Below are 19,163 nucleotides of genomic sequence, written 5' to 3' on the forward strand. Positions count from 1 at the left end.
CTCCCCCCACCGCGCCGCTGGGGACGGTCCGCTAGAGCGCACGCAGGGTGAGCCTGATGAGAATGCGGGTGGTGGGAGTGCACTTGAAGCGGTCGTCGAGGCGCAGCCCCGCTACCCACACCACCGCGCCGCCGGGCGCCGTGCGCACCACCGGCACGCGCGGGCGCTCCGCCACCGGAACATGCTCCTCGCCCAAAAGGTCGGAGAGCTTCTTGCTGCGCCCCTGCATGCCGAGGGGGCACATAAGGTCGCCCGGCGCCGGGGCGTCGATCCAGAGGCGCGCGCCCCGCACCTCGGCGGGCAGCCCCTCGCCCGCCTCCTTCAGGCGCACGAGGTCGCCGTCCGCATAACCTAGGGCTGCGGCGTCCACGCAGGCGACGCGACGGCCCTCCCCCGCCTGCGTGCGCGCATAGGCGACGGGGTCCTCGCCCGCCGGCACGCGCAGCACCTCGGCGGCAAGCACCGCCTCGTTTGCAAGCGCCATCTCGCCGGGCACCGCGAGCCAGGCCGCCACCAGCGCCTCGCGCGCCGCGGCGGTGCGCAGGGCGAGCGAGGCAAACTCCATGCGGGCATCGATGCCGCCCGGCAAGGTGAGCGAACCGGTGCCGGCCGCCACGCATGCGAGCACCGCCTCCACGTGACGCATCTCGAGCCGCGCATCGTCGTCGAGGGCGCGTACCGCGAGCCGCACGATGCGGCGCGCGATGACGAGCTCGGCCGCCGCGAGCCTCGCGCCGTCGAGGACGATGAGTCCCTCCTCTTGGCGCCGCGTGCATGAGCGCATGGCCACCGCCGCGAGATGCGAGAGGAACGCGTCCTCGTCACCCAGAATCTCGCACGTGGTGCCCACCGTGCGCGCCAGGTTGCCGTTGCGCTCCGCAGCGAGCGGCATGACCTCGTGGCGCACAAAGTTGCGCAGGTACGACGTGTCCCGGTTGCTCTCGTCCTCGCGCCACGCGATATCCGCCACCTCAAGATAGCGGCAGAGCTCCTCATGCGTGCGGTCGATCAGCGGGCGCACGATGATATTGCGGCGGCGGGGGATGCTCGAGAGCCCAGCGGGCCCCGCGCCGCGGATGGCGTTCATGAAGAACGTCTCTGCCCGGTCGCTTGCCGTATGCGCCGTGAGGATGCGGGCGGCGCTTCGCGGGCAGTCTGCCGCGGCGCAGAGTTCGCGCACATAGCGACGGGCGGCGGCGTAGCGGACCTCACGCGCCGCCGCCTCGAGGTTTTGCCCGTCGAGCTCGTCAAACGAAGCGTGCTCGACGCAGAGCGGCAGCCCGAAGCGCTCGCAGAGCTCGCGCACAAAAGCCTCGTCCCCGTCGGACGCCGCCCCGCGCAGATGATGGTTGACGTGCAGGACATGCAGGCGCTCGCGCGCGATGCGCGCCCGGCCGCGGCCGTCGGCGATATCGAGCGCGCCCGTGCACGCCATAACGAGAAGCGCCGTTGAGTCCGCGCCGCCTGATACCATAAGGACCACGGGCGCCCTGAGAGCGCCCTCCGCATCGCGCGCGTGCGTCGCCGCGCCCGCGCGCGTACCGAAGTGCTGTGCTACCGTTGGCACCGGAAACCTCCTCAAACCCTGCCTCTATTGTACTGATTGCGAAAGAGACCCGATGATACCCCAAACATCCGCATCTACACCCCGCTCCGGCGCCCGCGGACAGCGACAGGCCCCGCCGGCCGACCCGCAGCCGAAGCCCCGGCCAGGCACCGCGCACGCGCACGCCGACACCCGAGCGCTCCGTCTCCATATACTGGGCAGCGGTTCCAAGGGCAACTGCGCGCTCGTCGAGGGCCCCCAGGGCCTCATCATGATCGACAACGGGTTCTCGCGCCGCGAGGTCATAAGCCGCATGCACGAGCTCGACCTCGACGAGACCGATGTCCGCGCGCTCATCCTCACCCACGAGCACTCCGACCACGTGAGCGGCGTGGCCGTGTGGTGCCGTCGCTTTGACGGCCCCCTCTTTGCAAGCCGTGGCACCGCGGGGGCGCGCAAGTACCTCGCCTGCCTGCCGTTTGAGGAGTTCATGCCCGGCGACACGCTAGAGATCGCCGGTGTGCGCGTGGACACGTTTCCCACCACGCACGACGTGGTGAACCCCGTCGGCTTTCGCTTCTCATGCAACGGCGACGCCATCGGCTATGCCACCGACACGGGCACCCTCACGCCCGGCGCTATGCGCGCGCTCGCCGATGCGCGCATCCTCGCACTCGAGAGCAATCACGACGTGCCCATGCTCCGCACCGGCTCCTACCCGCGCTACCTGCAAGACCGCATCGTAAGCGCCGAGGGGCACCTCTCCAACGCCCAGGCGGCCGACGCGGTGCGGGAGCTTGTGACCGAGCGCACCGAGGAGCTCGTCGCCATGCACATCTCGCAGGAGAACAACCGACCGAGCCTTGCGGTGCGCGCCCTTGCCCACGCGCTCGGCGCCACCCTCGACAACGAGCTCGGAAGCTCCGCCACGCTCGAGCGCGCCGAAGGCCCCTCCCTCCGCATTCGCGCCGCCGGGCAAAACCGCCCCATGAGTGTCGGGTAAGCGCCCGTCGTCCGCACCGCCATCGCCTGCGCAGCGCTGGGCGCCTCGCCAAAGGCGCTTATCGCCGATTTCAACACTTTCGGCCTGCTATTTGAATCTCTATGCGTACGGGACCTTCGCGTCTACATGGACGCCATGCGCGGAAAGGTGCTCCATTATCGCGACAAAACCGGCCTCGAAGCCGATGCCGTGCTCTCCCTTCCTGACGGACGGTGGGCTCCCGTCGAAGTGAAGATGGGGCATAAAGCAATAGATGCGGGTGCCCGGCATCTAGTGAAGCTGGCTGAGCGCGTAGATACCAGCCACGAAGGGACTCCGTCGTTTCTCATGGTACTGACCTCAACTGAAGCTGCTTATCGACGTAAGGACGGCGTGCTTGTGGTCCCCCTCGCCTGCCTCGCTCCCTAGGCATCAACGCATCTCAAAACAAAGGGGAGCCCCGTTTGGAGCTCCCCTTTACCTAGGCGGCGGCTATCTTATCGATCCCGCCATCCACTCTGACGAACAACCTAGTCGATAGCGATCTTGGTGACGTTCTTCTTCTCGACGATCTTCGGGACGGTCACGGTCAGCACGCCGTCGGCGTAGCGGGCCGCAAGCCCCTCGCTCGCCGCGTCCTTAAGATAGACGCCGCGGGTCGCGCTGTAGGACGTGAACTCCTTCTGCAGGTAGTTCTTGCCCTTGTCCTCCTCCTTCTCCTCCACATTGACGGAGATGGAGAGACGGCCCTCGTTAAGCTCGACATCGATGTCGTCCTTGCTCACGCCGGTGAGGTACGCCTTTACCTCATAACCATCGCCGGTGTCCTCAACGTCGATAGGGAACGCCTTGGCGAGCGGCGCGTTTGCGAAGTCCATCATGTCATCGAACGCATCGAGCAGCGACGTGTTGAAGGGACGGATACCAAAAACCGAACGATACGGAACCATGCTTGCCATACTCGATCACTCCTTCGTGACGACCCGCGACCGCACCCTTGCGACCGCCGGGATTTCTTTGACCGCTTACGTTATGCCCGCTCCGCCGTCCTCTATACAAAGCGTTTCAGATTTTTTAAGCGTCACCGTATCATCATATCTAAGTCGTTCTCACTTAGATTATAGAGACATGGGTGCGGGGGACATGCGCGCCTTCGAGCGCAGCTCCCACCGGTCCGTCGGTACCGCAAAACACGGCCGCACGCGCTCTGCTTGCAAGACAACTGCGCCCGGGTACATGAATCAACGGTGGATATGGGGGAGTTTCTGCGATTGCGCCCGTCAACGCTCCCCAACGACCGTACAATAGCGCCAAAGCCAGGCTCAACCGCAGAGGGGCATGCGATGGATACTCGGGGCCGCATAGACGATAACGCACCGGCGCGGCGCAGCACCGGGGCAGCCCCGCAGCGCCGCCACATGGGCGTCGCGACCTCGGATCCGCAATATCTGCCCACCACCGGCGCAAACGCGAGCCGCCCCGCCCCGCACGCCCCGGCGCACCCCGTGAGCGAGCACCGCGCGCCGCTCCACTACGACCGCTACCTCGAGACGCCCAAGCCCCGGCGCGCTATCTTTTCGACTCACCGCGAGCGCTCCCGCCGCCGCACCCGTGTCGTCATTCTCTTCCTTGCCGTCGTCGCCCTCGTCCTCGCCCTCGTCTGGTTCTTTATCCTGCGGTAAGGCATCTTGCGGTAAGGTTATCTGAGCGCGCGCCACCGTAGCGCCGTGCCGCATCGAGAGAACCGCACCGCAAAGGGGCCCTTATGGAAGACGCAACGCCCTACCTGTATGCCGATAATGCGGCCACCACGCCGCTCTCGCCGCGCGCACTCGAGGCGATGATGCCATATCTGACCAGCATGTTTGGTAACCCCAGCGGCATCCATCGCGTGGCCCGCGATGCCGCGCTCGCCCTCGACGACGCGCGCGCCCGCGCGGCACGCTGCCTGGGCGCGGCGGCGCACGAGCTCTACTTCACGAGCGGCGGGTCCGAGTCGGATGCCTGGATCCTGCGCGGCGCCGTCGCACGGTTTAGGGACCGCTTTGGCGCAGACGCGCCCGTGCGCCTCATTACCAGCGCTATCGAGCATCACGCCATCCTGCATACGGCCGAGGCCCTGGAACGCGAGGGCGTCGCCGTGACCTACCTGCCCGTCGATGGGGAAGGCCATGTGCGCACCGATGACCTCGAGCAGGAGCTCGCTGCCGCCGATGCCGAAAATCGCGCTCGCGGCGTCGATGCGCCGCCCGCCGCCCTCGTCTCGATCATGCTTGCCAACAACGAGGTCGGCACGATTGAGGACGTGGCCGCGCTCGCCGCCATTGCCCACGCGCACCGCGTGCCCTTTCACACCGACGCCGTGCAGGCGGTCGGCCATATCCCTGTCGACGTTGCCGCCCTCGGCGTCGATGCGCTCTCGCTCTCGGGCCACAAGTTTCATGGACCGCGCGGCATCGGGGCGCTCTATCTGCGCGAGGGCTTCTCCATCCCTCCCCTTATCCGTGGTGGCGCCCAAGAGCGCGGCATGCGCGCGGGCACCGAAAACGTAGCCGGCGCCGTAGGCCTCGCCACCGCGCTCGAAGAGGCGACGGCACAGCTCGCCGAGCGTGGCGAATGCCTCGCCGCGTTGCGTGATGAGCTCGTGCGCCGCATCGTGGATGCCGTACCCGACGTGCGACCGACGGGCGACCCCGACCCCGCGCGCCGTCTGCCAGGCATCGCCTCGTTTGTGTGCCATAACGTCGACGGCGAGCTTCTCGTCGTGCTGCTCGACCGCGACGGCGTCGCCGCCGCCACCGGCTCTGCCTGCTCAACCGGCGAGACCGGGCCCTCGCACGTCATCGCCGCGCTGGGCATCGCCGACCCGCGTTGGGCCCAGGGGAGCCTCAGGCTCTCGCTTGCCGACGATGTTACCGCAGACGACATCGCGCTCTTGGCTGAGCGCGTGCCCGCAGCCATCCGCCGCGCCCGCAATCTAAGCGCGATGGTGTAGATCGAACCCGTCCCCAAATAGCGCGCCCAAATAGCGTGCACCGTGCACAGCGCGAACCCGTCCCCAAATAAGGCAGCGCGCACCGCACAGCGCGAACCCGTCCCCACATAACGCCCAAATAAGGCAAAACGGGCGCCCCGCGCAATGCGGGACGCCCGTCCGAGTCGCCGCTAAACAGGCCTACGAGAGAAGCTTGCGGCCGTCCTCCTCGATCGCGTCGAGCAGGGCATCGGCCTCGGCAGTGTCAGCGCCCTTCGCGAAGATGTAGAGCTTGATCTTGGGCTCGGTGCCGGAGGGACGCACGATGGCCTTGTTGCCGCCCTCGAGATCGAACTCGATGACGTTGGCCTTGGGCAGACCGTTGACGCCCTCGCCGTAGTCCACCACTGCCTCGACCGCGGAGCCGGCGATTGCAGCCGGCGCGCTCGCGCGCAGGGCCTTCATGATGCCGGCCATCTTGGCGGCACCGTCGGCGCCGGGGTACGAGAGCGAGATGGTCTTGTTGTGGTAATAGCCGTACTTCTCGTACAGGGCGCGCATGGCCTGGACCAGGTTCATGCCCTGCAGCTTGTAGTACTGCGCCATCTGGCAGATAAGCATCGAGGCGTTGACGGCGTCCTTGTCGCGCACGTGATCGCCCGAGAGGTAGCCGTAGCTCTCCTCGAAGCCAAAGATGAAGCGGTCTACCTCGCCGGCGTCGGAGAGGCTCGTGATGATGTCGCCGATGTACTTGAAGCCGGTGAGGCAGCGACGGAGCTCGAAGCCGTACTCGGCGGCAAGCGCGTCGACCATGGCGGAGGACACGATCGTGGTGACGGCGACCTTGCGGGAGAGGTCCTCGCCGCGCGCGGCGCGCATCTTGCAGATGTAGTCGAGCAGGAGCACGCCCATCTCGTTACCGGTGAGCAGCGTGTAGTCGTCGCCATCCTGGCATGCCACGCCCACGCGGTCGGCATCCGGGTCGGTTGCGAGCAGCAGGTCGGGCTGAACCTCCTGGCACAGGTCGATGCCCTTCTGCATGGCCTGGCGAATCTCGGGGTTGGGGTAGGGGCACGTGGGGAAGTCGCCATCCGGGTCCTTCTGCTCGGGCACGATGGTGATATCGGTGATGCCCACCTTGTTGAGCACGGTGGTGACGGGGATGAGGCCCGTACCGTTAAGCGGCGTGTAGACGAGCTTGAGCGGCGCGGCCGCGGACTCCTCCTCGGTCAGGTTGCAGACCGACTTATCCACGACGGCGTCGTAGTACGCCTCGAGGCAGTCGTCGGCGATCCACTCGATCTTTCCGGCGGCCACGGCCTCGTCGAAGTCCATGGTCTTGATGCCGCCCCACATGTCGACACCGGCGATGGCGGCGGAGATGGCGTCGGCCACCTCAGAGGCAATCTGGCAGCCGTCGGGGCCGTAGGCCTTGTAGCCGTTGTACTGCGCGGGGTTGTGTGAGGCAGTTACGCACACGCCGCCGGAGCAGCCGAGGTAACGAACGGCCCACGAAAGCGTCGGCACCGGGGAGATCTTGGGATAGAGCTTGGCCGTGACGCCGTTGGCGGCGAAGATGGCCGCGGCGGTCTTGACGAAGAGCTCGCCGTTGTTGCGGCTGTCGCGCGCGATGGCGACCGTGGGGTTCTCGAAATTCTGCACGAGATACTCGGCAAAGCCCTGGGTCGCACGACCGACGGTGTAGATGTTCATGCGGTTGGTGCCGGCGCCGAGCGTGCCGCGCAGGCCCGCCGTACCAAACTCCAGATCCTGGAAGAAGGCGTCGGTGATCGCATCGTCATCTCCGGCGTCCTTCATGGCCGTGAGCTCGGCCAGAAGCGTCTCATCCTTGACGTTGGCGATCCACTCATCAAGGAGCTCATGTACATCTGCCATAGTTGTCTGCCTTTCCTTTGACCACAACATGCCATAAACGCCGCCGCGCAGCAGCAGCAATCGGGGGCGCAAGCGCCTCGGTACTAGCATCATACGGCAAGTAAGCGAGTGTAAACCTCAGCGCTCGGTAAGCGTAGGGATATGGAAGGTGGCCGCGCGAATACGCATGAGAGGGACCGGGGTACACGTGCAGCGTGGTCGACGGACAGACATAAGCGATGGCGACCGTATACGCGCCATTACCGCAGGCGCCATACGAGAAACGCCGGCCCCGCATGAGGACCGGCGTCTGCATGTGATGGAGCGGGCAACGGGACTCGAACCCGCGAGTGTCAGCTTGGGAAGCTGATGCCTTACCACTTGGCGATGCCCGCACATGGTGCTGCCGGCTAACCGGCGTAGCGGATAGTGTACCGCACCCGTTTTCGCGGGACAAGCCATCGTCCCGGAAACGGCCACGATCCGCACGAAATCGGCTCATGCCGCGTCCATCCCGACCCTGCCCATGTAGCGGTTTGACAGCTCCGCGCTCGTCGACGGCATGTACCCGACATAGAGGTCGAGGGTGTACGACGGGGTCGCATGCCCGAGGATGACCGAGATTGTCTTGATGTTCTCCCCGTACGCAAGGTTGAGGGTGGCGAAGGTGTGCCGAAGCGCGTACGGCCTCGTACCCTCGAACCCGGTGCTTTCGATGAACCTGTGCCACTCGTTGATGAAGGAGCTGTATGGCTTGATCGCGTCGAGCTCCGCCACGCCGGGCAGGCCGTCGACCGACCTGATGCCCATCTTCCTCAACCTCCTTCGCTTCAGTTCGAGCCACTCGTCGATGATATCGGCGGTGTAGCAGTCGAGCGGACGGTCCGGCGCGAGGTGCTCGTCTTGGCGTACTCCTCGACCTCGTTGCTGTCGCGCCGCACGGCACCGGTGATGCGCGCCGAAGGCGCTCCACGGAGGGAGAGGCCGCTTGGACGCACGGCCAGCATCTCCTCCGGCCTCATGCCGCTCGAGAAAAGGAGCAGCGCCTCGACCTTGAAGGAGCACAGGGGAGCACCTTGACCTCGGCGAGAAAACGGGCAGCCTCCTCCTCCGAAAGAGGGTCTATGAGCGGGCGGCCCTTCCTGAAGTTCTTCGAGAGGAACCGAGACTTGGCAACGTTTCGATCGATGACTCCACGGTCGACCGCATCGTTCAGCACCTCGCGGAGGGACTGAAGGCGGCCCCTCTTGCCTTACGGACAAAAGGGGCCGCTCAGGGAAAGCCTACCAACACCGCTTTCTCAGCAGATTGGCCTTAATCAGGTAAGTCCGACACAAGCGAACGCAACGGGACGCAACGGCAACGCCACCTTCTCATCAGCTCATCGGCCGCGAGTCGCGGGAGAGGCTATGCGCGGGCCGCATCTCCGACGCTCCAGCCGAGGCTCTCGGTCTGAATGCGGACAAGGCGGGCGTAGAGCCCGCCCGCCTCCATGAGGTCGGCGTGTGTGCCCCGCTCCGCCACGCAGCCGCCGTCGAGCACGATAATCTGGTCGGCGCCTGAAACGGTGCGGAGGCGATGCGCGATCACGAGCACGGTCTTGCCGGCGCAGAGGCGGCTCACCGCGTCCTGCACGAGCGTCTCGTTCTCGGGATCGAGCGAGCTCGTGGCCTCGTCCAGGAGCACGATCGGCGCGTTCTTGAGGAGCGCGCGGGCGATGGAGATGCGCTGCCGCTCGCCGCCCGAGAGGCGCGCCCCGTTCTCGCCGAGACGCGTGGCCCAGCCCTCCGGCATCCGCTCGACGAACTCCTCGCAGTGGGCGGCGCGCGCCGCCGCGCGCACCTCCTCGTCGGTAGCGCCAGCGCGGCCCATGCGGATGTTCTCCATCACCGTGTCGTCGAAGAGCGTCACGTCCTGGAAGACCACGGACACGTTCTTGAGCCATGACTCCTCGTCGAGCGACGCGAGGTCGGCCCCTCCCGCCGAGATGGAACCGGAGCTCGGGCTGAAGAAGCGCGCGACGAGCTTCGCCACGGTCGACTTGCCCGAGCCGGAGGGGCCGACGAGCGCCGTGACGGTGCCCGGCTCCATGCGGAAGGAGACCCCGCGCAGGACCTCGCCGCCGCCCGCGCCGTACGAGAAGCGGACGTCGCGCAGCTCGACGGGCTTCGCGCCCAGGCCGGACGCGTCGCCCGTGCCCGCGGCGGCCGGCTCGTCGGCGAGAGCCCTGAGGCGCGCCGTACGCCCCGAGAGCTGCAGCAGGTTCGGCAGCTGCGAGAGGATCGAGGTGATGGGGCCGTAGACGCGCGAGGCGATGAGCAGGAACATGAGCAGCGTGACGAAGTCGACCTCGCCGCCCGTGAGCAGGGTCGTACCCACGAAGACCGTGAGCCCGACGCCCGCCTGGAGCACCGTGGTGGCGGCCGACACGCACACGTCCACCGCGAGCTCGACCCTCATCGCGATGTCGCGCAGGGCGCCGAGCGCCGCGCGCATCGGCGCCGACTGCGCGCCCACCTGCCGGCACGCGCGGATGTCGCGGATGCCCTCGACGTAGTCCATGAGGCGGGCGGTCGCCTCGAGGCGCGCGCCGGTCTGCCGCTCGAAGAGGCGTCGCTCGTGCCCGCGGGCGGCGAGCACGATGAGGAGCGCCGCCGGCAGCGTCGCGAACACGCAGAGCGCGAGCCGCCACTCGAAGAGCGCGAGCATCGCGCACACGACCGCCGTGGAGGCGCAGCTTGCCGCGAGCTGCGGGATGGTGCTCGACATGAGCGACTCGCGGCTCGAGACGTCGCCCATGAGGTTCTCGGTGAGCTCGGAGAGGTCCCGCTGGTTGAAGAAGCCCATGGGGAGTCGGCGCAGGTGCTCGGCGAGGCCCATGCGCGTGGCCTCGGTCTCGCGGTACGCCGTCACGTAGGTGCGCCGGTAGTCGTTGCGCGCGCAGAGGAAGACCGCGAGGAGCCCGAGGACGCCCGCAGCGAAGAGCCCCCAGAGCGCCTGCCAGTCCACCTGCTGCCCCGTGAGCCGCATGAGCACCACGCCGAACACCATGACCGTGATGGCGAACGGCACCATGAGCGCGAGGTTGGTGAGCGTGCACGCCGCGATGGCGCCCTTGAGGCTGCGGTAGCCCCGGTCGGTGAGGGCGAGCGCCCTCTGCAGGCGCGGGATCTTGTTCGAGAAGGCCATCTAGACCATCTCCTTTCCGTTCGGCGCGTCCGAGCCGATGCCCCACGAGAGGGCCTGCGTGTAGCGCGCCCACATGCGCGCGTATGCGCCGTCGGCGGCGAGGAGCTCGCCGTGCCGGCCGCGCTCCACCACGCGCCCGCCGTCCACGACCGCGATCTGGTCCGCGCCGACCACGGTGGAGAGCCGGTGCGCGATCATGATCACGGTCTTGCCGGCCATGAGGCGCTCGAACGCCTTCTGGATGAGGTGCTCGTTCTCCGGGTCCGAGAACGCCGTCGCCTCGTCGAGCACCACGACGGGGCGGTCGGCGAGGATGGCGCGGGCGATGGAGACGCGCTGCGCCTCGCCGCCGGAGAGGTGCACGCCCTCGCCGCCGTAGACGGTGTCGTAGCCCTGCGGCAACGCGCGGATGAATGCGTCGGCCTGCGCGGCGCGGGCCGCCTCGACGACCTCCTCGCGCGTGGCGCCCGGCCGCGCCATGCGGATGTTCTCGAGCATGCTCGTCCGGAAGAGGTGCACGTCCTGGAAGACGAGGCTCACACAGCCCATAAGGGCGTCGGGCTCCATGTCGCGCACGTCGACGCCCCCGATGCGCACCGCGCCGGCCGAGACGTCCCAGAAGCGCGCCACGAGGCTCGCGATGGTGGACTTGCCCGCCCCGGACGGCCCGACGATGGCGCAGGTGGTGCCCTCGGGGACGGCGAGGCTCACGTCGTCGAGTGCGAGCGGGGCTCCCTCCCCGCCGCCCGCCTCGTAGGAGAACGACACATGGTCGAGCTCGACGTCGAAGCGCTCCGGCGCGAGCGCCCGGCCCGGCGCCGGCGCGGGCAGCGCCGGGACGCCCAGAACCTCGTCGATGCGCGCGAGCTGCGAGGAGATGATCATGCTGTCCTCGGAGATGTACATCATCTTGTTGAGCGCGCCAGCGATGGACGGCACGAACAGCAGGTAGAAGATGAAGTCGAGCGCGAAGGCCCGGAAGTCGGCGCCCGAGAGGCCCGCGCCGAGCGCGATGCCCACCGGCAGGACGAACAGGTAGGCGTTGTTGATGATCGCGGTGAACGCCGGCATGAGGCTCTGCCAGAAGAGGGCGACGTCGAGGGCGAGGTCCGTGTAGGCGCGCACCGCCTCGGAGAGGCGGCCGAACGACTCGGCCGTCTGGCCGAACGCCTTGACCACGGGCATGCCGCGCACGTACTCCACGGTGGCGTTCGTCATGAGCTCCTGGTTGACCAAGTGGCGCTGCATCTTGTCCGTGATGGCCTTGTTGGAGAAGCCCGCCGCCTCGACGCCGAACGCCGAGACCACGCACGCGACCGCCGCGAGCCCGAAGCGCCAGTCGAAGACGAAGAGCAGGACGACGATGGCCACCGGCGCCGCGAACGCCGCGGCCATGTCCGGCAGCGAGTGGGCGAAGAACCCCTCGATGGCCCCGACGCTCTCGTCCATGACCTTGCCCACGCGCCCGGTGCCGAGCGCCTCGAGCCTGCCGAGCGGCATGCGCGCCAGATGCTCCGCAATCTGGAGCTTCAGGTTGTACTCGGCGTCGAACGCGGCCGAGTGAGCGCAGAGCAGTGCTGCGAGGTAGAGCCCGATGTTGCCCGCCACGCCCGCGACCGCCATCCAGCCGAAGCCCGCCATGCGGGCCGCGTCGAGCGCCGAGAAGTCCGGGTAGACCGCGATGACGTCCGCCACCACGAGGTAAACGGCGACGAACGGCAGGAACGAGCAGACCGACGACAGCGCCGAGAGCGCCATGGAGAGGTAGATGAGCCACCTCCCGCCGCCGGTGAACCCGATGACGCGGGCGGCCCAGGACTCCTCCCTGCCCGCGCCCTCCTTTCGCTTGGCCATGAGGCCCCCTTTCCGCCACGACCGCACGGATAGCCCGATGTGGGCGCAGCAAGTTAGACTAGACTTACATTGATTGTGCAGCAGCGGGAAGGAAGGGCGCACGAGCATGGGGGAAACGACCAGCACGAGAGACGGGCGACCAAACGAAGAGCCGAAGCTCTTCCAGGCGGAGGAGCTCGAGCACATGGGGCTCCTGCCCGCAGGCGACGACCGGGGCGCCGGCGAGCTGTTCGTGGGCGACGGCGTGCGCGCCGAGGGCTGGTACCGCGCCTGGGCGGGCGACGGCCTCACGGTGGTCACCTGCGACTTCACCATCCTCGTGAACACGCTCTTCGGCATCGACACGCGACGCTACCTCACCGTGCGCGGCCCGGCAGCGAGCGAGGGGCGCGCCGGCGCGGCGGACCCCGTGGCGATCGCCTACATCGAGACACGCGAGGGTTGGGTCACGACGCCCGTCGCCGCCGGGTCGCACTTCTCCTACGCGGAGGTCGAGTACTTCGAGGGCGCGCTCCGCGATGCGTTCTCCGAACTCGGGTGGGGGCCCATCGACGAGGTCTCATCGCTTCTTGCCGACATGAGCCATAGCGTTGGCTGGGCACCCGGAGCGCTCTCCGCCCTCGACGAAATCGCACGCGTCAATCCAGCGATGCCGGGCGCGGAGCTCGTCTACGAGGGCGCAGCAAAGATGTTGCTCGGCGCGCTCATCGGCACAGCTACGGCATGCCTGCCGAGGGAAAGGGGCGACCGTGTCGGCATCCTCGCCGCCGTGGAGTTTGCGAGTGCCCGGTGGCGCGGACGCGTGAGCCAGGAGGAGGCTGCCTCGGTTGCCGGCATGGGCCTCACCAAGTTCAAGAGACTGTTCAAGCAGGCAACCGGAAGCTCCTGGGGCACCTTCCTGGCCGAACGACGGATGCGGGAGGCGAGGGCGCTCTTGGCGTCCGGAGCCGGTGTTGCCGAGACGGCGCGAGAGGTCGGCTACCGCTCGCCCACGAGCTTCTCGGCGGCGTTTGCGAAGGCGTTCGGGATGTCTCCCCAACAATTCAGGAACCGCTCCGTTATGGCTGTCGTGAACGTCGAGCCAGAAACGATCAGCAGGAATTGACGTAGAGAGGGGCAGGGTCAGACGCTCCCATCCATAAGCTCCCCCATCCGCCTCCTTGCGCGCGCGAGGCTGTACTTGACAGCGCGCTCGGAGCGCCCCTCGCATCGGGCGATCTCTCTGACCGGGAGGCGTGCGATGGCGTGCATGAGAAGGCGGCGGAGCTGGACCGCCGGGAGCTGGGCCAGGGCGGCGGCGAGCTCGTCCGTCCGGCACTTGCTCAGGAGACCGAATCCCGGCTCCGACTCCGGCTCGGTTGACGCGGCGGACGGGCCCCTCCCGTCGAGGCGCGCCCATGCCCGCAAGAAGGCGGCCCCTCTTGTCGTCCGGCAAAAGGGGCCGCTCTGAAAGCCGCTAGGGGGAGACGCGCTACCCTATGCGGCACCGGTCTCCGGGGCCAGGCGGTCGGCGAGCCTGCGGAACGAGTCCTCCGACAGGCAGTGCTCCATGCGGCAGGCCTCCGCCGAGGCGGTCTTCGCGTCCACACCGGACTCGACGAGCAGCCGCTTGAAGAAGCGGTGCCGCTCGAGCGTCGCGGACGCGGCGCGCTCGCCCTCCTCGGTGAGGAGCACGTCGTGCCCGGACATCCGGACGAGGCCGGCGGCGGCGAGGTTCGAGAGCGCCTTCGTCACGCTCGGCTTGGAGCGGCCGAGGCGCCCGGCGATGTCCACGTTTCTGCACGACCCGCGCAGGCGGCGGATCACGAGGATGGCCTCGAGGTAGTCCTCTCCCGACTCATGGAGCAATGGATCGGCTCCTCTCACAAACAGGGGCAGGGCACTCGTGAGACAGCTTCAGATAGGCAACGGCATCGCAGAGAACCTCCTCGTCCAGCAGCCCCTCGAACCTGACGTGCCCCTCTTCTAAGACAAGGGCACGGTCGCAGCATTCCGCAACGAGGTCCATGTCGTGGGTGATTACGAGCACCGCAACGCCTTCCGCCGCGACGCCCCTCATTACGTTTGCCACTTCCACCATATGGGGTCGTACGTCGGTTGCGGGGTGACGCCCGCTAGAAGCATAGCGCGCTCACGTGGTAGACGACGCATCCCAATAGCAGAGAGCAGCAGATGTAGAAGAGCGCCGTGATGACAGTCCACTTGGTCGAGTGCACCTCACCCCAGGTCGCCGACACGCTCGCCGCGCACGGCATGTTGAACGTGAACGCGAAGATGAACGCGAGCGCCTCGGGAGCCGAGATGGCCTGCGCCATGACCTCGCCGATGTTCGACGCCGCGGCGGCGGCGCCGGTCATGACGCCCACGAGCACGGCGTTGGGCGTCGCGGCACCCGTGAAGAGCCCCGAGAGCACCCCGAGCGCGGACTCCTTGAGCACGAGGGCGCACAACCACGCGGTGAACGTCTGCCAACCCATGCCGAAGAAGCGCGTGACCGGCTCGATAGCGGTACCGAGCGCGTAGAGCACCGACCCCTCGACGCTGCCGGTCGCGGTGTAGGTGAGCGCCCAAATCGCGAAGGCGAAGAGGGCGACGACCCGGATGGCTCGCACGAACATCTGTCGGCTCTTGAGCAGGGCGCCGCGCGCGACGTTGCCCAGATGCGGCCGATGGTACGGCGGAAGCTCCATGACCATGCCCGCACGCTCGCCCTCCGCCACCAAGCGCGGGCCGAACACCCTGCCCACGAGCCACATGATGAGGATCGTCACGGCGAAGATGCCCACGATCACGAGCGGCGCGCCGGCCACGCCGAAGAACGCCACGGCGAGCACCGGGACCACGCCCCAGGTCGAGCCGCACGGGATCGCCCAGGCCATCATCACCGTGAGCATGCGCTGGCCCCACGAGTCGATGACGCGCGAACCCGACACGCCGCCCATCGTGCAGCCGAGGCACATGAGGAAGGGCATGAGCGACTTGCCCTGCAACCCGAAGCGCGCCATGGTGTGGTCGAACACGTAGGAGATGCGCGCCATGTAGCCCGCCTCCTCGTAGAGGCCGAACACGAGGTTGATGCCGAAGACGTAGCCCACCATCATGGTGCCGAAGCACAAACTGTTGAACACCACGCCCGCGAGGAAGCTGCCCAGAACATCGGGGGCGCCCGCCTGCGCGAGCGCGCCCGCCACGACCTGCCCGAGCGACGAGATGGCGCCGCCGAGCATCATGATGGGAATAGCCGGCACGAACGCCAGGATGAACCCGAGCAAGATCATGCCGATGGTGATGGGCTTCGACCAGCGCGAGCCCGTGACCACGCGATCGAAGCGCGAAAGCGCGTGCAGGCGCGCGGGCGCCTCCACCGCTCCGTCGAGCAGCCCCTCGATCCAGGCGAACTTCGCTGCGGCCGTGCCCTGGATCGTGTCGGGGGCGGCAGCGATCCCCTCGCGCAGGCGCGCACCATCCACGACGGAACGCTCGCGCACCGTGCGTGCAAGCGCGTCAAGCAGCGCGCCGTATCCCTCGGGGCGCGAGGCGACGAGCGGCACCACAGGAACGCCCAGCCGCCGCGCGATAAGGACGGCGTCGATCCGCTTGCCCTGGTTCTCGGCGACGTCCATGAGGTTGAGGGCGAGCAGGCACGGCTGCCCCGGGCACGCCGCAACGAAGTCGGCGAGCATGTAGAGGCTGCGCTCGAGCTGCGACGCGTCGGCCATCACGAGCACGATGTCGGCAGCGCCCGATGCGAGGTAGTCGCGCGTCACCTCCTCTTCGGGCGAGTTGGCCGCGAGCCCGTACGAGCCGGGGAGGTCGACGACCTGGAACGCCGTGCCGCCGCGCTCGAACGTCCCCTCCTTCCGCTCCACGGTCTTGCCGGGCCAGTTGCCCACGTGCTGGCGCGCCCCCGTGAGCCCGTTGAAGAGCGTCGACTTGCCCGAGTTGGGCTGGCCGAGCAGCGCGACCGTGACGCCGCCCGCCGCCTTGCGGGCGGCGGGCGCCTTCGCGCCTCCCGCCGCGGGGCAGGAAGCCGCACATCTCTCGCAGCTCATGCGACCACCTCCACCTCGATGCGCATGCAGTCGCCGCGATCGAGCGCCACGTCGCTGTCGCGCACGTGCACGAGCACGGGCCGGTTCTTGACGTTTTGCAGGACCTCGACGGCGCATCCCTCCGTCAGCCCGATGGCCGTGACGCGCGAGACGAACCGGTCGTCGCCGGATACGGATGCGATACGGGCAGAAAGCCCCGTCGCCACATCGCATAGTCTCATGGAATCGCTCCTTTCCTTAAACGGGCATGACGCCCGCGGCCACCAAAGTAAGCCTGGAACGCATGCCCCCTCAACTCCGCGATGTAGGTTCAGCTCCAAATCTCATCAAGTTAGATAAAATAAACTTTTGAGACGAATGGGGCTGGACTGCGCGAACGGAAGATAGCCTATGGGAAACGCACCCTTCACCGATACGGAGAGCAACCGGGGGACGCGCCTGCGCGTCGCCTCCGGCGTCGAGCTCGTCCAAGACGCCGACGGCGTCTACGAGCTGGTACTGTCGCACCCGGTCGGGAGCGGGTGCATGCGAGGCCGATCCCTGTCGCGCGACCTGTTCGTCGCCAACGTCGACTTCGCGTGCGAGCGGTGCCCCAACGTCCCAGAGGCCCCGTCCGTCCCCCTCCCCGCGTTCTCGCGGGGCAAATGGCTGACGATAAACCTGTGCCACGAGGGCCGCTGCGAGGTCGACGTCCCAAGCGGGGGTCTGGCGACGGTCTCGGCCGGCGAGGTGTGCATCAGCTGCTCGCAGGAGCGCCCCGCCGAGTTCCGGTACCCCTCGGGACGCTACCGGGGCGTCGAGGTGTTCGTGAACACGCGTATCGCTCGATCGCCGCTTTTCTCGCTGCTCGATGACGAGGATGCCGTCGAGGCCATCGCGCGACAGGCGGGCAGCGCCGCCGTGCTCAGCGGCGACGGCGAGCTCAACGGGCATATGAGACGCATCGCCGCCCTCGTCGAAGCACCCGACAGGGCTCTGGCCACCTACGAGGTTCTCGGCTTGCTGCTTGGCCTCCAACGTCGCGACCTCTCCTGCGCCAGACCCCGCTTCATCCTCACACGCGCCCAGATGCGCATCGTTGCCGCCGTGCACGACGAGCTCGAGGGTTCTCTCGACTGCGCCCACGACGCCCGCGTGCTAGCGTCGGCGTTCGGTGTGAGCGCGACGACACTCAACCAGTACTTCTCGCGGGCATATGGGAGCACCGTCGCGGGGTACCTCCGCAAGCGGCGCATGGAGGTCGCCGCCGCCCTGCTTGCCAGCGGAACGCGCGTCGCCGAAGCCGCCGTGCGCGTCGGCTACGCGAACCCGAGCAAGTTCTCCTCCGCGTTCAAGAGGGAATACGGAACCGCGCCGAGCGAGTGGAGGCGGCGTCGATTCGGCGAGAGGGAGTTCGTTCACGAAGTCAAGGGGGAGTTCTAGGAACGCTGACGCGCGGCGGCTTGCCGGCGGCATGGTCACCGAGCCGAATCATTTTTGACCCCGGGATACTCAAGCCCGTTCGGGCAGGGGCCGAACGGGCTTGAGCGACCTTCAATCCCCGTCGGTCAACAAGGCCCTCATCCGCCTCCGTGCGCGCGCAAGGCTGTACTTCACCGCCCGCTCGGAGCAGCCCTCGCGACGGGCGATCTCCCTGACCGGGAGGCGCACGACGGTATGCATGAGTAGGCGGCGAAGCTGGACTTTCGGCACCCGGGACAGCGCCGCGACGAGCTCGTCCGTCCGGCAGCGCCTCATGAGGGCGAACCCCGGGTCCGACTCCGGTCAGGTTGACGCGGCGACCTCGCCTGGCTCGTCTGGCTTGCGGCAGCGCTCCTTACCTTCGCGCTCATCTGCGGCGGCGCCTACCACGCGCAGTACGCCTATCTCTCCATCATCGCTAAAGCGGAGCATGAGGACCTCTACGAGGAGGTATCCGCCAACATTATGCTCATCATGCGGCTGGCGACGACTCCTATGTACGCCGGGTCTATCCTGCTCGCCGCCGCCATCACGCTGGGGCAAACTGTCTTCCCGGCCTGGTTTGTCGTCTTCACGCCCATCGTGACGAACTTTTTAGGTCTCGTGTGGATGCGCGTGCCACAACCAGCGCGGTGCATTCTCTTCGGCGGGTGGAGCAACCTCGTGTTCACGATCATGTTCACCGCGATGCTCATCTGCCTGCTCGCCTAATCACCACCGGACCTACACTATATGTAGACCGCCACGATCGTCTGTGGATCGCTTATCGGGGATGGACGCGACCAGCCGCCGCATTCTTTCGAATTCTTGACAGCAAGTTCTTCCCAATTCGCAAATCACACCACTCCCCTCCTCAGAGTGAGCTACAGTTAACTTGTAATTGTTTACCAAGGCGTACTGTTGTGCGCAGAGAGGAGTTTCGCATGAGTGCTCTGGGCTTTCTCAAGGGGACGCACGGTCTGCTTCTGGGTGCCGGCGTACTGATCGGGTCTGTTGGCGCCAGGGTGCTTACGAGCGACGGGGCGAAACGCGTCTACGTCGAAGCCGTCGCGGCTGGGCTGCGCGCGAAGCAGGCCTGTGAAGATACCGTCGAACGCGCGCGAGCCGAGATGGACGACATCGTCGCCGAAGCCGCGTATCTCAATGAAAGCGTCTACGGCGTCGAGGACGAGGAAGACGGCGCGTCGGATACCGCCGCAGAGACCGTCCCCGCTAAGGCGTAGGCGCGAC

16 protein-coding genes and 1 tRNA gene are annotated in these 19,163 nt (G+C 67.4%); 7 read left to right on the forward strand and 10 right to left on the reverse strand.

Translation table 11 applies throughout. The features are described 5' to 3' along the window. Positions 1 to 31 precede the first annotated feature (31 nt). Entirely contained in the window at positions 32 to 1,567 is a 1,536-nt protein-coding gene (gene tilS / locus B5F70_RS08405; protein WP_241145954.1) for a tRNA lysidine(34) synthetase TilS, read from the reverse strand. Between the two features lie 52 nt (positions 1,568 to 1,619). Here tilS and B5F70_RS08410 point away from each other — a divergent pair, with 52 nt between their 5' ends. Next, on the forward strand, positions 1,620 to 2,549 hold the full coding sequence (locus B5F70_RS08410; RefSeq protein WP_087205127.1) for an MBL fold metallo-hydrolase: 930 nt from the start codon (positions 1,620 to 1,622) through the stop codon (positions 2,547 to 2,549). Between the two features lie 509 nt (positions 2,550 to 3,058). On the opposite strand, the gene B5F70_RS08420 is transcribed toward B5F70_RS08410, so the two are convergent. Next, positions 3,059 to 3,487: an Hsp20 family protein gene (locus B5F70_RS08420; RefSeq protein ID WP_087205129.1), complete on the reverse strand. Its 429-nt coding sequence runs from the start codon at positions 3,485 to 3,487 to the stop codon at positions 3,059 to 3,061. A gap of 384 nt (positions 3,488 to 3,871) precedes the next feature. Here B5F70_RS08420 and B5F70_RS08425 point away from each other — a divergent pair, with 384 nt between their 5' ends. Further along, positions 3,872 to 4,210 carry a hypothetical protein gene (locus tag B5F70_RS08425; protein ID WP_087205130.1) on the forward strand — a complete coding sequence of 113 codons (339 nt, stop codon included), beginning with the start codon at positions 3,872 to 3,874 and terminating at the stop codon, positions 4,208 to 4,210. 83 nt (positions 4,211 to 4,293) lie between these two features. Beyond that, a complete protein-coding gene (locus B5F70_RS08430) occupies positions 4,294 to 5,523 on the forward strand; it encodes a cysteine desulfurase family protein (RefSeq protein WP_087205131.1) in 1,230 nt (409 codons plus the stop codon). Positions 5,524 to 5,703: 180 nt separating this feature from the next. Here B5F70_RS08430 and B5F70_RS08435 read toward each other — a convergent pair whose 3' ends face one another. The 5 genes from B5F70_RS08435 to B5F70_RS10790 all read right to left on the reverse strand — a co-directional run bounded on the left by B5F70_RS08435 (position 5,704) and on the right by B5F70_RS10790 (position 12,420). Continuing rightward, positions 5,704 to 7,398, reverse strand: a complete 1,695-nt coding sequence (locus B5F70_RS08435; protein ID WP_087205132.1) for a phospho-sugar mutase — start codon at positions 7,396 to 7,398, stop codon at positions 5,704 to 5,706. Between the two features lie 299 nt (positions 7,399 to 7,697). Next, positions 7,698 to 7,772, reverse strand: a tRNA-Gly gene (locus tag B5F70_RS08440). Between the two features lie 103 nt (positions 7,773 to 7,875). Then, positions 7,876 to 8,187, reverse strand: a complete 312-nt coding sequence (locus B5F70_RS08445; protein WP_087205133.1) for a tyrosine-type recombinase/integrase — start codon at positions 8,185 to 8,187, stop codon at positions 7,876 to 7,878. Positions 8,188 to 8,784: 597 nt separating this feature from the next. After that, on the reverse strand, positions 8,785 to 10,566 hold the full coding sequence (locus B5F70_RS10785) for an ABC transporter ATP-binding protein (protein WP_206383532.1): 1,782 nt from the start codon (positions 10,564 to 10,566) through the stop codon (positions 8,785 to 8,787). After that, on the reverse strand, positions 10,567 to 12,420 hold the full coding sequence (locus tag B5F70_RS10790; RefSeq protein ID WP_206383533.1) for an ABC transporter ATP-binding protein: 1,854 nt from the start codon (positions 12,418 to 12,420) through the stop codon (positions 10,567 to 10,569). A 106-nt stretch (positions 12,421 to 12,526) separates the two neighbouring features. Here B5F70_RS10790 and B5F70_RS08455 point away from each other — a divergent pair, with 106 nt between their 5' ends. Next, complete coding sequence (locus B5F70_RS08455) at positions 12,527 to 13,525, forward strand: AraC family transcriptional regulator (protein WP_087205134.1); 999 nt, start codon at positions 12,527 to 12,529, stop codon at positions 13,523 to 13,525. Positions 13,526 to 13,896: 371 nt separating this feature from the next. On the opposite strand, the gene B5F70_RS08465 is transcribed toward B5F70_RS08455, so the two are convergent. The 3 genes from B5F70_RS08465 to B5F70_RS08480 all read right to left on the reverse strand — a co-directional run bounded on the left by B5F70_RS08465 (position 13,897) and on the right by B5F70_RS08480 (position 16,693). Then, complete coding sequence (locus B5F70_RS08465) at positions 13,897 to 14,268, reverse strand: metal-dependent transcriptional regulator (protein WP_087205136.1); 372 nt, start codon at positions 14,266 to 14,268, stop codon at positions 13,897 to 13,899. 266 nt (positions 14,269 to 14,534) lie between these two features. Next, complete coding sequence (locus B5F70_RS08475; protein WP_087205138.1) at positions 14,535 to 16,472, reverse strand: ferrous iron transporter B; 1,938 nt, start codon at positions 16,470 to 16,472, stop codon at positions 14,535 to 14,537. Then, positions 16,469 to 16,693, reverse strand: a complete 225-nt coding sequence (locus B5F70_RS08480; RefSeq protein ID WP_019128997.1) for a FeoA domain-containing protein — start codon at positions 16,691 to 16,693, stop codon at positions 16,469 to 16,471. Before B5F70_RS08480 ends, B5F70_RS08475 begins: the two co-directional genes overlap by 4 nt. A gap of 169 nt (positions 16,694 to 16,862) precedes the next feature. Between B5F70_RS08480 and B5F70_RS08485 the strand changes: the two genes are divergently transcribed. The 3 genes from B5F70_RS08485 (at position 16,863) to B5F70_RS08500 (ending at position 19,156) form a co-directional block, all read left to right on the forward strand. Further along, the gene (locus B5F70_RS08485) at positions 16,863 to 17,894 is read left to right on the forward strand and encodes an AraC family transcriptional regulator (protein WP_087205139.1); all 1,032 of its coding nucleotides are present in this window, start codon (positions 16,863 to 16,865) and stop codon (positions 17,892 to 17,894) included. Positions 17,895 to 18,398: 504 nt separating this feature from the next. Beyond that, complete coding sequence (locus B5F70_RS08495) at positions 18,399 to 18,644, forward strand: hypothetical protein (RefSeq protein WP_087205141.1); 246 nt, start codon at positions 18,399 to 18,401, stop codon at positions 18,642 to 18,644. Between the two features lie 212 nt (positions 18,645 to 18,856). Further along, complete coding sequence (locus B5F70_RS08500) at positions 18,857 to 19,156, forward strand: DUF6110 family protein (protein ID WP_206383534.1); 300 nt, start codon at positions 18,857 to 18,859, stop codon at positions 19,154 to 19,156. Positions 19,157 to 19,163 lie beyond the last annotated feature (7 nt).

This window comes from Collinsella sp. An268 (genome assembly GCF_002159765.1).
Lineage (GTDB): Bacteria > Actinomycetota > Coriobacteriia > Coriobacteriales > Coriobacteriaceae > Coprousia.

Excerpts from the sequence above, each read along its gene's own strand:
- B5F70_RS08420 (WP_087205129.1), bottom strand. The coding sequence starts at position 3,487 with ATGGCAAGCATGGTTCCGTATCGTTCGGTTTTTGGTATCCGTCCCTTC.
- B5F70_RS08445 (WP_087205133.1), bottom strand. The coding sequence starts at position 8,187 with ATGGGCATCAGGTCGGTCGACGGCCTGCCCGGCGTGGCGGAGCTCGAC.
- B5F70_RS08480 (WP_019128997.1), bottom strand. The coding sequence starts at position 16,693 with ATGAGACTATGCGATGTGGCGACGGGGCTTTCTGCCCGTATCGCATCC.
- B5F70_RS08495 (WP_087205141.1), top strand. The coding sequence starts at position 18,399 with ATGCTCATCATGCGGCTGGCGACGACTCCTATGTACGCCGGGTCTATC.
- B5F70_RS08500 (WP_206383534.1), top strand. The coding sequence starts at position 18,857 with ATGAGTGCTCTGGGCTTTCTCAAGGGGACGCACGGTCTGCTTCTGGGT.
- B5F70_RS10785 (WP_206383532.1), bottom strand. The coding sequence starts at position 10,566 with ATGGCCTTCTCGAACAAGATCCCGCGCCTGCAGAGGGCGCTCGCCCTC.
- B5F70_RS08410 (WP_087205127.1), top strand. The coding sequence starts at position 1,620 with ATGATACCCCAAACATCCGCATCTACACCCCGCTCCGGCGCCCGCGGA.
- B5F70_RS08430 (WP_087205131.1), top strand. The coding sequence starts at position 4,294 with ATGGAAGACGCAACGCCCTACCTGTATGCCGATAATGCGGCCACCACG.
- B5F70_RS08455 (WP_087205134.1), top strand. The coding sequence starts at position 12,527 with ATGGGGGAAACGACCAGCACGAGAGACGGGCGACCAAACGAAGAGCCG.
- B5F70_RS08485 (WP_087205139.1), top strand. The coding sequence starts at position 16,863 with ATGGGAAACGCACCCTTCACCGATACGGAGAGCAACCGGGGGACGCGC.
- B5F70_RS10790 (WP_206383533.1), bottom strand. The coding sequence starts at position 12,420 with ATGGCCAAGCGAAAGGAGGGCGCGGGCAGGGAGGAGTCCTGGGCCGCC.
- B5F70_RS08475 (WP_087205138.1), bottom strand. The coding sequence starts at position 16,472 with ATGAGCTGCGAGAGATGTGCGGCTTCCTGCCCCGCGGCGGGAGGCGCG.
- B5F70_RS08435 (WP_087205132.1), bottom strand. The coding sequence starts at position 7,398 with ATGGCAGATGTACATGAGCTCCTTGATGAGTGGATCGCCAACGTCAAG.
- B5F70_RS08425 (WP_087205130.1), top strand. The coding sequence starts at position 3,872 with ATGGATACTCGGGGCCGCATAGACGATAACGCACCGGCGCGGCGCAGC.